This window comes from Tepidibacillus decaturensis (genome assembly GCF_001561915.1).
In the GTDB taxonomy this organism is placed as follows: Bacteria; Bacillota; Bacilli; order Tepidibacillales; family Tepidibacillaceae; genus Tepidibacillus_B; species Tepidibacillus_B infernus.
This window is the reverse complement of record NZ_LSKU01000001.1, coordinates 1,101,473-1,116,016: the sequence shown is the minus strand read 5'-3', so window position 1 is coordinate 1,116,016 and position 14,544 is coordinate 1,101,473. Positions and strand designations below refer to the sequence as shown.

At 34.0% G+C, this 14,544-nt stretch carries 14 protein-coding genes; 11 read left to right on the top strand and 3 right to left on the bottom strand.

Going from position 1 to position 14,544, the window contains the following annotated elements:
• Window positions 1–12: 12 nt before the first annotated feature.
• The gene (locus U473_RS05455; protein ID WP_068724153.1) at window positions 13–786 is read left to right on the top strand and encodes a YdcF family protein; all 774 of its coding nucleotides are present in this window, start codon (window positions 13–15) and stop codon (window positions 784–786) included.
• Window positions 787–1,086: 300 nt separating this feature from the next.
• Here the strand turns inward: U473_RS05455 and U473_RS05450 are convergent, their stop codons facing one another.
• Window positions 1,087–1,923 (bottom strand): deoxyribonuclease IV, encoded by an 837-nt coding sequence (locus tag U473_RS05450; RefSeq protein ID WP_068724150.1) that lies wholly within the window; start codon window positions 1,921–1,923, stop codon window positions 1,087–1,089.
• Between the two features lie 163 nt (window positions 1,924–2,086).
• Here U473_RS05450 and U473_RS05445 point away from each other — a divergent pair, with 163 nt between their 5' ends.
• The 6 genes from U473_RS05445 to U473_RS14190 all read left to right on the top strand — a co-directional run bounded on the left by U473_RS05445 (window position 2,087) and on the right by U473_RS14190 (window position 7,750).
• The gene (locus U473_RS05445) at window positions 2,087–2,359 is read left to right on the top strand and encodes a hypothetical protein (protein ID WP_068724148.1); all 273 of its coding nucleotides are present in this window, start codon (window positions 2,087–2,089) and stop codon (window positions 2,357–2,359) included.
• 11 nt (window positions 2,360–2,370) lie between these two features.
• Complete coding sequence (locus U473_RS15395; RefSeq protein WP_268807436.1) at window positions 2,371–2,505, top strand: hypothetical protein; 135 nt, start codon at window positions 2,371–2,373, stop codon at window positions 2,503–2,505.
• A gap of 104 nt (window positions 2,506–2,609) precedes the next feature.
• Window positions 2,610–3,518, top strand: coding sequence for an EamA family transporter RarD (gene rarD, locus U473_RS05440; protein WP_068724146.1), 909 nt, complete (start codon window positions 2,610–2,612; stop codon window positions 3,516–3,518).
• A 230-nt stretch (window positions 3,519–3,748) separates the two neighbouring features.
• Window positions 3,749–4,921 carry an LL-diaminopimelate aminotransferase gene (locus tag U473_RS05435; RefSeq protein ID WP_068724143.1) on the top strand — a complete coding sequence of 391 codons (1,173 nt, stop codon included), beginning with the start codon at window positions 3,749–3,751 and terminating at the stop codon, window positions 4,919–4,921.
• A gap of 279 nt (window positions 4,922–5,200) precedes the next feature.
• Window positions 5,201–5,626 carry a DUF2935 domain-containing protein gene (locus U473_RS05430; RefSeq protein ID WP_068724141.1) on the top strand — a complete coding sequence of 142 codons (426 nt, stop codon included), beginning with the start codon at window positions 5,201–5,203 and terminating at the stop codon, window positions 5,624–5,626.
• 180 nt (window positions 5,627–5,806) lie between these two features.
• Complete coding sequence (locus tag U473_RS14190; RefSeq protein WP_082732389.1) at window positions 5,807–7,750, top strand: ATP-binding protein; 1,944 nt, start codon at window positions 5,807–5,809, stop codon at window positions 7,748–7,750.
• A 45-nt stretch (window positions 7,751–7,795) separates the two neighbouring features.
• Here the strand turns inward: U473_RS14190 and U473_RS05420 are convergent, their stop codons facing one another.
• On the bottom strand, window positions 7,796–10,090 hold the full coding sequence (locus U473_RS05420) for a glycoside hydrolase family 65 protein (RefSeq protein WP_068724139.1): 2,295 nt from the start codon (window positions 10,088–10,090) through the stop codon (window positions 7,796–7,798).
• Between the two features lie 178 nt (window positions 10,091–10,268).
• Here U473_RS05420 and U473_RS05415 point away from each other — a divergent pair, with 178 nt between their 5' ends.
• The 3 genes from U473_RS05415 (at window position 10,269) to U473_RS15385 (ending at window position 12,544) form a co-directional block, all read left to right on the top strand.
• Complete coding sequence (locus tag U473_RS05415; protein ID WP_068724137.1) at window positions 10,269–10,937, top strand: DUF2225 domain-containing protein; 669 nt, start codon at window positions 10,269–10,271, stop codon at window positions 10,935–10,937.
• Window positions 10,938–11,318: 381 nt separating this feature from the next.
• Window positions 11,319–11,978: an MFS transporter gene (locus U473_RS15390; RefSeq protein ID WP_201024145.1), complete on the top strand. Its 660-nt coding sequence runs from the start codon at window positions 11,319–11,321 to the stop codon at window positions 11,976–11,978.
• Window positions 11,936–12,544 carry an MFS transporter gene (locus tag U473_RS15385; protein WP_201024207.1) on the top strand — a complete coding sequence of 203 codons (609 nt, stop codon included), beginning with the start codon at window positions 11,936–11,938 and terminating at the stop codon, window positions 12,542–12,544. Before U473_RS15390 ends, U473_RS15385 begins: the two co-directional genes overlap by 43 nt.
• A 4-nt stretch (window positions 12,545–12,548) precedes the next feature.
• Here U473_RS15385 and U473_RS05405 read toward each other — a convergent pair whose 3' ends face one another.
• Window positions 12,549–12,824 carry a hypothetical protein gene (locus tag U473_RS05405; protein WP_068724134.1) on the bottom strand — a complete coding sequence of 92 codons (276 nt, stop codon included), beginning with the start codon at window positions 12,822–12,824 and terminating at the stop codon, window positions 12,549–12,551.
• Between the two features lie 411 nt (window positions 12,825–13,235).
• Between U473_RS05405 and U473_RS05400 the strand changes: the two genes are divergently transcribed.
• Window positions 13,236–14,234 carry an NADPH:quinone oxidoreductase family protein gene (locus tag U473_RS05400; RefSeq protein WP_068724132.1) on the top strand — a complete coding sequence of 333 codons (999 nt, stop codon included), beginning with the start codon at window positions 13,236–13,238 and terminating at the stop codon, window positions 14,232–14,234.
• Window positions 14,235–14,544: the final 310 nt, after the last annotated feature.

Sequence of the window (14,544 nt, the reverse complement as noted above, 5' to 3'; positions counted from 1 at the left end):
TTATAAAAAGAAATGGCAGGTAGAACTTTAATCATCATTGGTTTGATTGGTATATTGGATTTTATCTTCTTACTCTTGGTTGGCGGTGGAATTAATTTTGGAACCCTTTTTCCTGCTGGGGCGGGAATCCTCCTAGTTGCTTGGGGATATTTCAAGTTAAAGATCCAGTACTCGGTTCATGAGAGAAGTTCTTGGTATTCTATGTTTAAACGTTTTGAAAAAATAGTAACCCTCTTCATCATGATTTGGTTGGCCTCCTTTATTTGGATAGTAACCTTAATTTTTATGTCAGCACATCCTACAAATAAGGTAGATGCAGATTATATGATTGTCCTAGGATCTGGGCTACATGATGATCAACTCACTTTAACGTTGTTGGAACGCCTTAACACCAGTATTGATTACCTAAGCAAGTATCCTGACCTTCCCGTTGTTGTAACTGGAGGAAAAGGTTTTGGAGAAACAATATCAGAAGCAGAGGCAATGAAAAAGTATCTGGTGGAACAAGGGATTAACAAAGAGCGAATTCTGACCGAAGATCAATCCACAAGCACAATGGAAAATTTCCGATTTAGCAAGGATATGTTATTAAAAAAGGGTGAAAAGGAACCTCTTAAAATTCTGATTGTGACCAGTGATTTTCATCTATTCCGTGCAAAGCTTTTAGCTAGACGAATTGGATTTGAACCTACTGGACTACCTGCTAAGACACCTATTTATGTATTGCCCAATCTTTATATTCGCGAATACTTCGCTGTTGTGAAATCTTTTCTTTTCGATCGTTAAATGTTGTTCTAATTAAAGAGATAAAATGATGTAATTGGTACTATTTTTCAATATTTACTAGCCAGCTATGCCTATGGGACTGGTCACTTACCATACTTAATCTTTCCAGCAACCATTAGCGAAAGCATTACCAATGAAGCCATGTATCGGGCCTTGATTTATTCTTATATTATTAGTACCTTAATACTCCTACCAGGATTCATCTGGCATTGGCGACTTTTTATTCGCAATAGGGAATATGTTAAATAGGAAAGTATGACCCACAAAAGGAATCGTAGTTGAAATCATGCTTCACTTTTGTTATTTATCTTTACTGACTAATTTCTTTAAATAGTCAATCTCTTGTTGATGAGTATATTGAGAAGACTCAGGAGTTTCTAGGATAAAGGGTAAGTTGTTTAGCAAATTAGTATTCAGAAATTGCTTAAAACCTTTTTCTCCAACATATCCTTTGCCAATATTTGCATGGCGATCCCGATAAGAACCGGTAGGAAACATGGAATCATTCAGGTGAATGGCTTTCAAGTGATCAAAGTAACCCAGATGTTTTCCTTTTTCAAGTAATGCATCCCAGTTTTCCCCATTCCATAAACCACTTGCAAATGCATGACAAGTATCCAAGCAAAACCCTATTTTTTCAGGGGAATCAGCCAAATTACGAATGTAAACCAATTCTTCTAACGTCATTCCCATTTTTGCACTTTGTCCTGCTTGATTTTCTAATAAAATCAAGGCTTTCCCATTCCATTGATTCAACACCATATTTAGTGATGATATGATATTTTTATATCCCTGTAATAGATCTTTTCCTTTGTAGACACCAAAATGAACCACTAATCCAATCGATTGACAAGCTTCTACAATCTCTAAATCATTGAGAATAGATTGAATAATCTTTTTCTGTTTGTCTCCTTCTGCTGCCAAATTTACAGGATAGGAAGTATGGGCGATCGTTATTAGACCATGCACTTTTGTGAAGGCTGCGCAGCGTTCTGCATCGGTTCGATCAAATTTCTTAATCGTTAAACCTCGAGGGTTTTTCGGAAAATATTGAAAGGCTTTGGCTCCAATCGTTTTTGCTGCAACCGCTGCCCCTAGATATCCTTTACGAATGCTCACATGACTACCAAAATACAATAGTTTCACCCTCTATTTTCCTTCTAAATTTCTACATAAAATAAAATCTAGATATTACCAAAATATTATACCTTCAGAAAGGATCTGATATTCAAATCAGATGTTTTATTCAAAACAAATTCACTTTTTATTGCATATCCTTTTAGTAAGGAGAGTGAATAGGATGGCGCGACGACAAAACAAAAAACAAAATCCTAGGCATCAAAACCCTTTTAATACGAAAAACTTATGGAAGTATAATCGTTTAGAAATGATAACTGCAGCTCTATTGTTATCTGGAATATTAAGTGTAAATAGTATTCAAATTACTCGAAAAGGGACACTCTCTGTCATTTTATACGGTGAATTTCTAGAGGATATTGGTCAAATTATCAATATGGATGATCACACGTTTCAAGAATTTATTTCTCTATTTCAAAAGAAATCTAAGCGTTAGGAGGAAGAAAAATGGCCCAGAAAGATCGGTATCTCATTCCAACACCTGACAATCATTTTTCAGTTTTTGTTCTCCTCCTTATATTAATTGCCCTTGGTTTTTTTGGTAAATTACATCCAATTGTCCCGAATATACCAATCGGTTAAAAATATTTATTTATGATTTGCCTGAAAGTGGTATAATTTTTGAAGGAGATAGAGTAGCGTTATCATCTATATATGTAAATTGAATTAAAAGGAGCAAATTATAAATGAATAATCAAAAAGAGGCTGGAATGATATATGGTATCTTAGCTTATACAGCATGGGGAATTCTACCGTTGTATTGGAAATTACTAAAGCAAGTACCTGCTTCCGAAATATTAGCACATCGAATCGTCTGGTCTTTTGTTTTTGTAATAGGACTACTACTTGTTTATAGAAATCTGCAGATGATTAAGACTACACTTTCTAATAAACGAAATATTCTCTTCATTTCTCTTGCTTCAATTTTAATTGGAATCAATTGGTTTACTTATATTTGGGCAGTGAATGCTGATCATGTAGTTGAAGCAAGCTTAGGCTATTATATCAACCCATTAATTACTGTTTTGTTAGGTGTTATCGTGTTAAGAGAAAGATTGAATCGTTCGCAAGGAATCGCATTGGCATTCGCTATTATTGGTGTTTCCATCATAACCATTCAATATGGTCGTATACCATGGATTGCATTTACGTTGGCATTAAGCTTCGGTTTTTACGGTTTGTTAAAGAAAATGGTGCATGTCGATTCAACAGTCGGGCTTGCAGTAGAAACTACCGTTTTGTTCCCAGTCGCTCTTAGCTATATTATATTAAAGCAATCAGAAGGAATTGGTGCCTTAGGTAACATATCATTAACTACAACTTTTTTACTGTTAGCTTCTGGAGTCGCCACTGCTACACCTTTATTATGGTTTGCAAAAAGTGCTGAACGTATTGAACTATCAACTCTTGGTTTCTTGCAATATATTTCACCAACCATTACCTTGATTCTTGGAATATTTGTTTTTAAAGAAACTTTTACTCAAGCGCACTCTTGGGGTTTTATTTTTATCTGGGCCGCTTTGTTGATCTACTCTTTGTCTAAAACAAATTTAATAAAAACATCCCAATCGATCCTAGTAAAAAGTAGATCATAAATATTGATAAAAAGCCAAAATGGAAAAATTATAAGCGCTATACATATGATAACTATATGGATCGTGGGAAAATAGTTTCTTGCACTTCAATTAAAGGTGAAAGAGCTTTCAGATTCCACCTCTTAAAAAATAAAAATTTATCGTGCATTTCTACTAAGTAACAGGTAAAATATTAAAAAAACTCACAACTCTAGGCTAAAGAGAGTAAAAAAAGGGGAGAGAAAGATGTTATGAAGATTATTCCTTCAAAACGCATTGAAAAACTTTCATCAGCCATTTTTACGGAAATGGCAAATAGAATAAAAGATTTAATAAAAAAAGGAATAGATATCATTGATCTTGGAATAGGAAGTCCAGATCGGCCACCTGATCCAGAGTTAATAAAAGAATTGATAGAAGCTGTAAAGAAACCTGAAGTCTATGGCTATCCTAGCTTTCAAGGAAATGATCAATTCAAGCAAGCCATTGCTGATTGGTATCAATTTCGCTTCGGAGTTCAAATCGACCCATCTCATGGAGAGGTTTTAGTTTTAATGGGCTCTCAAGATGGCCTAGCTCATTTAGCACAAGGGTTTGTTGATGATGGAGATATTGTGTTAGTCCCAGATCCTGGTTATCCTATTTATTCAGGGAGTGTTCATTTAGCTGGAGGAACCTTATATCCAATGCCTTTACTCCAAGAAAATGATTTCCTTCCTGATTTCTCTAATATTCCAAAAGAAGTTTTACAAAAGGCAAAGCTTATGATCCTTAATTATCCAAGTAATCCAATGTCTGCTGTAGCGCCTATTGATTTTTTCCAAGAAGTTGTTGCATTAGCTAAGCAATATGACATCATTGTCGCACATGATATGGCTTATTCCGAATTATCTTTTGATGGATATCGACCACACAGTTTTTTAGAAGTTGAGGGAGCAAAAGAGGTAGGAATTGAGTTTAATTCTTTGTCTAAAAGCTTTAATTTGGCTGGTGTAAGAGTTGGCTATGTGGTAGGAAATGCTGAAATCATCAATCCTTTAATGATGATTAAATCCAATATTGATTTTGGTGTTTTTGAAGCGGTGCAGATCTTGGCTACAAAAGCTTTACAACGTGACATCCAATCACCAAATCAATCCTACAAAGTTTACCAAGAAAGAAGAGACGTTCTAGTTGATGGATTAAATCAATTAGGTTGGAAAATGGATAAACCAAAAGCAACGATGTTTGTATGGGCGCCAATTCCAAAAGGATGGACTTCATATCGCTTTGCCATAGAGCTTTTGGATAAAACAGGTGTCGTTGTTATTCCTGGTGATGCGTTTGGTATTCATGGTGAAGGATATGTTCGTATTGGCTTAGTACAAGAAATAAAACGTTTAAAAGAAGCAATTCAACGCATTGAAGCAAGTGGGATTTTTTAATTCTATTTTTAGTTAACGTATAAACAAAAACCCTCTTCTAAAGAAGGGGGTTAATTTCAAAAAGCATAGTATATTATATGCTTTTTTTATTTGGTTAAAAAATTTGATTAAAAAATGGTTCCTAATCCATGACATCTTTATATTTTATATGTACAAGTATTATCTTACTAGTGGAATTTTTGAGACAATTTTAAAAATATTGAAGAGAAGAGGTAAGAATAGTAAAGTCATGAAATAGAATGAATTGGAATCCATTTTTTAAAAAGGGAGAGGATGATCATGCAATTCTATTATGGAGATATGATGCCATTAAGAATATTAGATGAAGCTGAATTTTGGAAAAGACAAGAAACAGAACATACTGTGGTTATTCGACAAATTGCACCGGGTTTAGAATTACAATATATTGAAGCTTTAAGAAAGTGGGAAGAGTCCTTTGCAGAGACCGAGGGGAAAGTTGTAAAGTATGTAGAAACTGTTGTTAGATCAGGGCCAAATATTCCACCACAGACACATCAGGAAATCATGCAACTTATTCATTTCTCGCAAAATCAAAGTCAACAATTTGTGATGTTATTGAATCAACTACTCACCAATAGCAAGGCAATTGCCGACAATCAAATCGCCATAACGGTTATAAATCATATCCGGCGTGAATCAGAGTATTACATTGGGATTGTACATTCTTTATTCGATCGCTATTAAAATTATACTTCTTACCTTTAAATATAGACCATAGCTAGAAGCTGTGGTCTATTCTATTTTAAATATTTCCTTTAATTAAAAATTAAAAGGATTTTGAAGGATCTTGTCGAAGATATACTTAAAATAGTCTTTTTGTCATAGGTCTTACTTACTAGCTATAAAGGATGAGGAAATAAAAGAATGAACACTGTAATTAGGCTAAATATTTATTTGTTTACCTATATCTTTCAAACTATATTCTACTTTATTATTAGTAAACTGCATATGGAAAGAAACATAAATCTTCACACTCATATAGAGACATTTGGATCAATTCTATCCTTTTTCGTTGGAGTTATCGCATTGACAAGATTTTATAGCAAAAAAAATAATACATTTCTTTTGTTAAGCACAGGATATATTGGTACTGCATTTTTACAAGGTATTCATGGAATTCTAACTTCTACATTTTTCATCAAACATATTGATAAATTACCTTCCATTACAACATGGTGTTACTTGACCTCACGCATTTTTTTGCCTATCCTTTTACTACTCAGTTATTTTTCCTGGCAAAAAGAGTACAAGCTTTGGGACAGAGGAAAACTTAAAAATTATTATATATATGTGATCGCTTTTATTATGATTATCACAAGTTTAATTTTTTCTATTTTTTCTCCTCATTCGTTTTTTCTAAAAGATCATTTCATATTAGGGAATATCGAGAAGACCACTCTTCCATTTGACATCTTAAATAATTCTCCAACATTTTTGTATTTTTTTCTCATCCTTGGCTATATTCAAAAAGGAGAATGGAAGAACAAGAACTTTGATCATTGGCTCATTTTATCCTTTATTTTTAGTTTTAAAGCTGAACTTATTTTACTATTTTCAGACGAAATCATTGATTTAGCTATTTCTCATATTTTAAAAAATTTGAGCTATTTCATCGTATTAATCGGGCTCATTCAAAATATGCACCAATTATTTTCCCAAGCTGAAGTAAGTAAAAGCCAAATCACCATTATGTATAAAAAATTACGAAGAGAGATGATAGAGAGAAAGAGAATAGAAAGGGAACTTAGAAATAGTAAAGAACGATATCGGCTCTTAATAGAACATTCCCCTGATATGATTGCTGTTTCTACTGATGGGGTATGGTCCTATGTAAATACCACGGGCCGACAATTACTTGGTGCAATAGGAAAAGAGAAAGAAATAATCGGAAGATCTATCTACGATTTTATTCACCCAGATGAACATCAAATATTCGCAAAGAAAATGAAACAGGTCATGACAGAAAAACCTTGCGTTGATTACGTTGATTACATAGAAAGAAGATTTATTTCATTAGATGGACGAGTTATTTATGTAGAAGTTCTTGCTATTCCCATTCAATATGAAGGTAAATCCAGCATTCAAATTGTTGCTCGAGATATTTTTGAACGAAAAAAAGCGGAAGAGATGATTAGAAAATCCGAAAAACTATCAGCCATTAGTCAATTAGCAGCAGGAATCGCACATGAGATTCGTAATCCTTTAACTTCTCTTAAAGGATTTACACAGATTTTACAGTCAAGTGCAACAGAAAAAGAAGAATACTATCAGATTATGCTCTCTGAATTAAAACGAATTGAAACGATTATCAGTGAGCTATTGATGCTAGCAAAACCTCAAGAAATTCAATTACAAAAGAAATCTGTGGAAGAATTATTACAGCATGTAATTACCTTACTTGGGTCTAAAGCCATTATGGCGAATGTTGAAATCGTCACCGACTTTGAATCAGATCTACCGATGATCCGATGTGAAGAAAATCAGTTAAAACAAGTTTTTATCAATTTAGTGAAAAATGCCATAGAAGCAATGCCAGATGGTGGAAAAATTACGATAAAACTAAACAGGGTAGAGAACACGAATGAAATCCTAGTTACTTTTATCGATGAAGGGCAAGGCATTCCAGAGCAATTGTTATCTAAACTAGGTGAGCCCTTCTATACGACGAAAGAAAAAGGAACTGGGTTAGGTCTCATGGTTAGTCATCGTATTATTAAAAATCATCAAGGAAGAATGGAGTTCAAAAGTAAGCAAGGACTTGGAACTATCGTTCACATTTTCTTACCGGCATTTTCTAATGAAAATTAAAATCTAAGAAGCAACCAATGACGGTTGCTTCTTTTTCTAAATCAATTAGGCTTGAGTAGTAATCTTTACAGAATTATTTTCAAGAATGGTAACCATTTGATCATATACTTTTACTTCAAAAGATTGACCTTGTTCCTGTGTAATTATGACTTCGTCTTTATTGACAGAAACCTTTAATAAATGGCCACGGAATAAGATTTTAAATGAGTAGGCTTCCCAAGCTTTTGGAATAAAGGGTTTAAAGGTAATCATTCCACTCCGGACTCTCATTCCTGCAAAGCCATGGACAATAGAAAGCCAGGATCCAGCCATACTCGTAATGTGCAACCCGTCATCTGTATCATTATTATAATTATCTAGATCTAGACGAGCTGTCCGTAAATACAATTCATAGGCTTTATCTTCATAACCGATTTCAGCTGCAAGAATAGAATGAACACAAGGAGAAAGAGAAGATTCATGAACTGTCCGCGGTTCATAAAAATCAAAGTTATTTTTTTTCTGTTCTAAAGTATATTGATCATTTAAGAAGTAAAGACCTTGTAAAACATCTGCTTGTTTAATAAAGCATGAACGTAAAATACGATCCCAAGACCAGTGTTGGTTTAATGGTAACTCCTCTTTCGGTAAATCTTTGACAAATAGTTGTACTTTATCTAAATAACCATCCTGTTGCAAGAAAATTCCTAAGTTTTCTTCTACAGGATAATACATCTTCGCAATGATTTCTTTCCATTTTTCAATTTCTTGATCCTGTAAGGCAAGTTTCTCGATTAGATCCTTTAGACGGGATGGATAGTTAGCTTTTAAGTAGTCCATAACTTCTAACGTGTATTCTAAAGTCCAAGAAGCAATGCGATTGGTATACCAGTTATTATTTACGTTGTTTTCATATTCGTTTGGACCTGTCACACCTAGGATCATATACACATCTTTTTGCGGCTGATAATTGACCCGATCCGCCCAGAAACGGCTTATTTCTGCTAATACTTCAAATCCATATTCCGAAAGATAAGATTGATCACCTGTATAATTTACATAGTTGTAAATCGCATGAGCAATAGCACCATTTCGATGGATTTCTTCAAAGGTGATTTCCCATTCATTATGACATTCTTCACCATTCATCGTTACCATCGGATAGAGTGCACCTTTTAATCCAAGTTTTGCTGCATTTTCTTTTGCTTTTTCTAAATGATTGTAACGATAAATTAGTAGATTTCTAGCAATGCTTGGATCAGAAGTGCTTAAATAAAAAGGAAGACAGTATGCCTCAGTATCCCAATAGGTACTTCCACCATACTTTTCACCAGTAAAACCTTTTGGTCCGATATTCAATCTTGGGTCTTCGCCATCATAGGTTTGATACAATTGAAAAATATTAAAACGAATTCCTTGTTGAGCGGCAATATCTCCTTCAATAACAATATCACTCTCTTTCCAACGGGATTCCCAAGCCTGTTGTTGTGCTTGGAATAAAGAGTTAAACCCTTGATTATAGGCAACTTCTACACGTAGATTTGCAATCTTTTCAAGTTCTTCATTTTGATAATCACGATTGGTAGTAACAGCAACATATTTAAATAAAGTCACTGGTTTATTCGCATTTGCTTTAACAGTAATCGTATTACTAACGTATTTCTCTTTTTCATAAACTTCAACTTGCCCAATCACATCACCATCAATAGCAACTTTCATCGCCGTTGTGACCAGAAAATCAAGTTTTTTAGTTTTTAAGGTCAAGACTCCTGAAAAAGGTGTAACCGCTTTACTTACTTCAAGCCAAAATTTCTCATCATAGTTGGCATCTTCATTCCGCACATCACCATCAAGATATGGAGTAAATTTAATTTCTCCAACATAATTAAGTGGAGTAACTCTGTAAGAAATGACAGCTATTTCTTTGTCATCAATACTTAAAAAACGAATTACTTCGATTTGCGTTTGCCGATTTTGTTCATCCGTAACAGTAAAAGAACGAAGAAGATAACCATGTTTCATATTAAGCTCTCGTTTAAAATCCTTAACGTTTGCTTTTGCTAGATCAAGATTTTGACCATTGATTTCAACTTGAATTCCGATAAAGTTGGTTGCATTTAATACCTTTGCAAAATATTCTGGATAACCATTTTTCCACCAACCAACACGGGTTTTATCTGGGTAATAGACTCCTGCAACATAAGTTCCTTGAAGTGAATCACCTGAAAAATCTTCCTCAAAGTTGCCACGCATTCCCATATGGCCATTACCTAAACTCATCATGCTCTCTGCAAGCCGATTTTCTTTGAGATGTAACCCATCTTCAATAACTTTCCATTCATCTGCTTGAAATTGTTTCATGTTAGCACCTCTCCTTAATCATCTAACTCCATATTATCCTTAAAACTAGAAAAGCGCAAGCGTTTGCATAAATAAAAATTGATTTTGTGAAATGGCAGGAAATTCACGCTAGTTATCGAAGTAGCTAGAAAGCAAAATTTTCAAAAAGGTTTTGTTTTAAAAGAAAGGGTATGATTTTGTGGATGAAGTTTTTTATGAGAAAAAAATAAAATGCCTGTATTGTAAAGAAGATTTTAAAACATTAAAAATGCGGCAAAGCAAAACTAAAGTAATCAAAAGAGATGCAGATTATTGTCCTTATTATGAAGGAGTAAATCCTTTATTTTATGAAGTGAATGTTTGTCCTCATTGTGGTTTTGCATTTACAGATAGTTTTTCCCCTATACGGGAATTAAAAAATAATCGGATAAAACAAGACTATATTGATAAAATCCAAGTTCCACAATTATGTAAGAAGAGAAGTATTCAGGATGCAATATATAGTTATAAACTTGCTTTATACACTGCAACGATTTTGGAGGAACAAAATTTTATCATAGCAAATCTATGTATGAGAATAGCTTGGATAAACCGCTACTTACAAAATAAAGAAGAAGAGCTTCGCTTCTTAAAAAATGCACTTGATACCTACTATGAAATTTATGAAACAGAGGATCTTGATAAAATTCCTATGGACAAATATACGTTCATTTATCTCATTGGTGAACTACAGGGTCGTTTAGGAGATTATGAAAAAATGAGAAGATGGTTTAGCATGATCTTTGAGGATAAAAATGTAACCCCTAAAATATTGAAGATGGCTAGAGATCGTTGGAACGAATATAAGGAAATGGAGTTGAATAATTAAAAAACAAGGATTGACAGACAGCTTTAATCAATGGTATATTTTACTAGCAATTGAAGTTTTGCTTTATATATTACTTACAAGGAGGTCGTTATCCATGAGAACTGTAATCTTTTTTCAAACTGATAAAGTATCTAAAATCCCATATAACGACCTGTTGAATCTGTTTTAAGAGATGCGTATGAATAATTAAGGATAAATTAAGGGTGTCACAGGTCGTAACGATTCTGTGACTTTTTTATGCCTTTTTTATTATAGGATTAAACGATGTTCGATAAAGTCATGGAAATTCTATATGTCTTTTTGCATATAGGACCATGACTTTTTTTAATGATACAAGATCATTGCTTTTGTGGTTTCTTATTGACAAAGGAGGGAAATGAAGTGGCTAGTATTAAATCTTTATTAAGTCCATACAGAGGTTTGCCAAAAGAAATTTATATTATTTTTGTTGCAAGGATTATCAACGCCCTTGGAAGCTTTGTCATGCCATTATTAACAATCATATTGACTGACAAAATTGGACTTTCAAAAGAAACAGCGGGACTTTATATCAGTCTGTCTGGTTTGTTTTTTATGCCTGCATCTTTACTAGGTGGAAAATTAGCTGATACGATTGGAAGGAAAAAAGTAATCCTATTTTTTGATAGTTTTGCTATCATCCTTTATATCGTTGCGGGGTTAACAGAACCTTCTATGACAATGGTCTATATTCTGATGTTTGCAGGGTTAGCCATGTTTACGGCTGGACCAGCTCACGATTCCTTAATTGCTGATTTAACAACCCCAGAAAATCGGAGTGGGGCCTTTGCTCTTTCTTACATGGGATGGAATATAGGATTTGCAGTAGGGCCAGTTCTTGGTGGAATTCTATACAAAAACCATCTTCCATGGGTATTCATTGGTGATGCCTTTACTGCTTTGATTTCTTTAAGTCTCATTCTATTTTTTATTAAAGAAACCATTGGCAAAACGAAAGAGGAAATTACAGATGAAAAAAGATCGTTAGAAAAAGAGAAGAAGGGTCTATTTTTGCTGTTTTAGCCAAAAGACCAATCCTCATCTATTTCTCCATCTTCGCATTTGGTTATAATTTTGCCTATTCTCAATGGTCATTTTTAATGCCTATGCAAATGATGGAGAATTTTGCAGAGAGAGGTGCTCAATATTTTGGGCTCGTTTCAGGATTTAATGGACTTATCGTTATGCTCTTTACACCATTCGTCACCAAAATATCTGAACATATGAAAGTGATTAGACGAATTGTATATGGTGGGATTCTCTATGCTTTTGGCTTTGGAATGCTAAGCATGTTAAATACATTAGTATTTTTCTTTGTCTCAGCTTTTATTTTTACCTTAGGGGAGATCATTTTATCGATCAGTGTTACCCCTTTTATCGTAAACCATACGCCAGCTTCCCACCGTGGAAGAATGAATGCCGTTTTACCAATGATTATGGGTTTAGGACACACGCTTGGGCCTTTAGGCATGGGCACATTACTAAAAACTTTCACGATTGAAAATGGTTGGGTCTTGGTAGGGATTGTAGCAGGGATTTCTTCATTCTTCATGTTATGGCTTGAAAAATATGATCATCGTATGGCCTAATTCTCTATTTCACTTCAGGAAGCGTATCATAATATTCTTCAAGGGCTTTCTTCCCACGAAGAACCCATTTACGAAACTCATCAATTTCTGGAATATTCGTTAAGATAAATGCTGCCGATCTCAAAAATTTACTTACAAACCAAACTACAGTCGTTTCTATATTCATACTTGGATCTTTTTTATCGATGAGAAGGACTTGTCCTACTCCATCTTCATCAAACCAAAAATTTAATTGACACCATGAAAGGTCACAAACTACCTTTTGCTTTGTCCGATCCATGTTACTCACCTCCAATAGAACCATTATAACACATCATGATTCTTGCTATAGAAATGCCTGTGTTTTTATAATCATTTCAATATATTACGAGGAGGATTTAGGGATTTCGAGCGAAGAACAGGATGCTTTTGCGCTTAATAGTCAATTAAAAACATCTGTAATTGTGGAAATAAACTAATTTTAAAAACGGGTAAAAACATAAAGAAAAGATTGCTAAATATCACCATCTTTCCTTATTTTATTCTTTCTTGTTATAATAAAAAGCAAATCTTTTAGAAAGTGATGATTTTGTAAGATGAAAATAAGTGGCTAAATAAAGAGCAATTAATAAATAGATGAAGATATGATCATCTATCCAGAACATTTACCTGAATAGATCACTTTTAAAAACAAAAAAACGGAGGTTTTATGATGGAAAATCAATTTAAAGCTCTAGTTGTAGACAAAACAGAAGAATCTTTTTCAGTACAAGTTAAGCAATTAGCTTTAACAGACCTTCCTGAAGGTGATGTTTTAATTAAAGTACACTATTCAAGCGTTAATTATAAGGACGGGTTAGCAAGTATCCCAGAAGGAAAAATCGTCCAAACATATCCCTTCATTCCAGGAATAGATTTAGTAGGTGTAGTCATCTCATCAAAAGATTTCCGCTTTAAAGAGGGGGATGAGGTGATCGTTACAAGCTATGAACTAGGTGTTTCACATTTTGGTGGATTTAGTGAATATGCAAGAGTTCCTGCGGATTGGATTGTCCCTTTACCTAAAGGCCTAAGTATGAGAGAAGCGATGATATATGGAACAGCTGGTTTTACTGCTGCTCTTGCGATTAAACGTTTGCAAGAAAATGGTGTCCAACCTGAAAATGGTCCAATACTTGTCACAGGCGCTACCGGTGGAGCAGGAAGTATAGCAGTTGCAATGTTATCCAAACTCAAATATGAAGTGGTAGCAAGTACCGGAAAAACTACAGAACACGAGTATTTACAAAAAATTGGAGCAAAAAAAATCATAGATCGAAATGAGTTAATCCCTGAAAAAATCAAAGCTTTAGGAAAACAAAACTGGGCAGGAGCAATTGATGCCGTTGGTGGGAAAACACTTGCTTATGTTATAAGCACAACAAAATACGGTGGATCGGTTGCAGCTTTTGGACTTACTGGAGGGGTTGAAATTCCTACAACTGTTTTCCCATTTATATTACGTGGTGTTAACTTACTTGGTATTGATTCTGTTTACTGTCCAATGGATGTACGTGTTGAAGTTTGGAAAAAGATGTCCAACGAATGGAAACCTGAAGGACTGTTTGAACAATTGGTTAACGAAATAACGCTTGTTCAATTACCAGATACTTTAGATAAAATTGTTAAAGGAAAAGTTCGTGGAAGAACCATCGTGAAAATTTCTAAATAAATTTCAAATCAGCATTTTGCTTCATTATTTAATACTGTAGACAGCTTTGATACACATAACGCAAAAGATTGTTATAATAGAAATTGTATGAATCGTTCAAAAAAGAGACGGGATTTTTCCCGTAAAGGGCAATACACCATCGCAGTTTCCTAAAGTTTTCCCGGGCAAGCGCAAGATATGACAGAATATTGCTAAATCTGAACAAAATAATCGACAAAAATTTTACCTTCTACTTTCCATTTACCTGACGTATTACTTTTAGTATTTTTGTTTTATCATTCCATTTCATCTCCGCAAAAGAAGGTATATT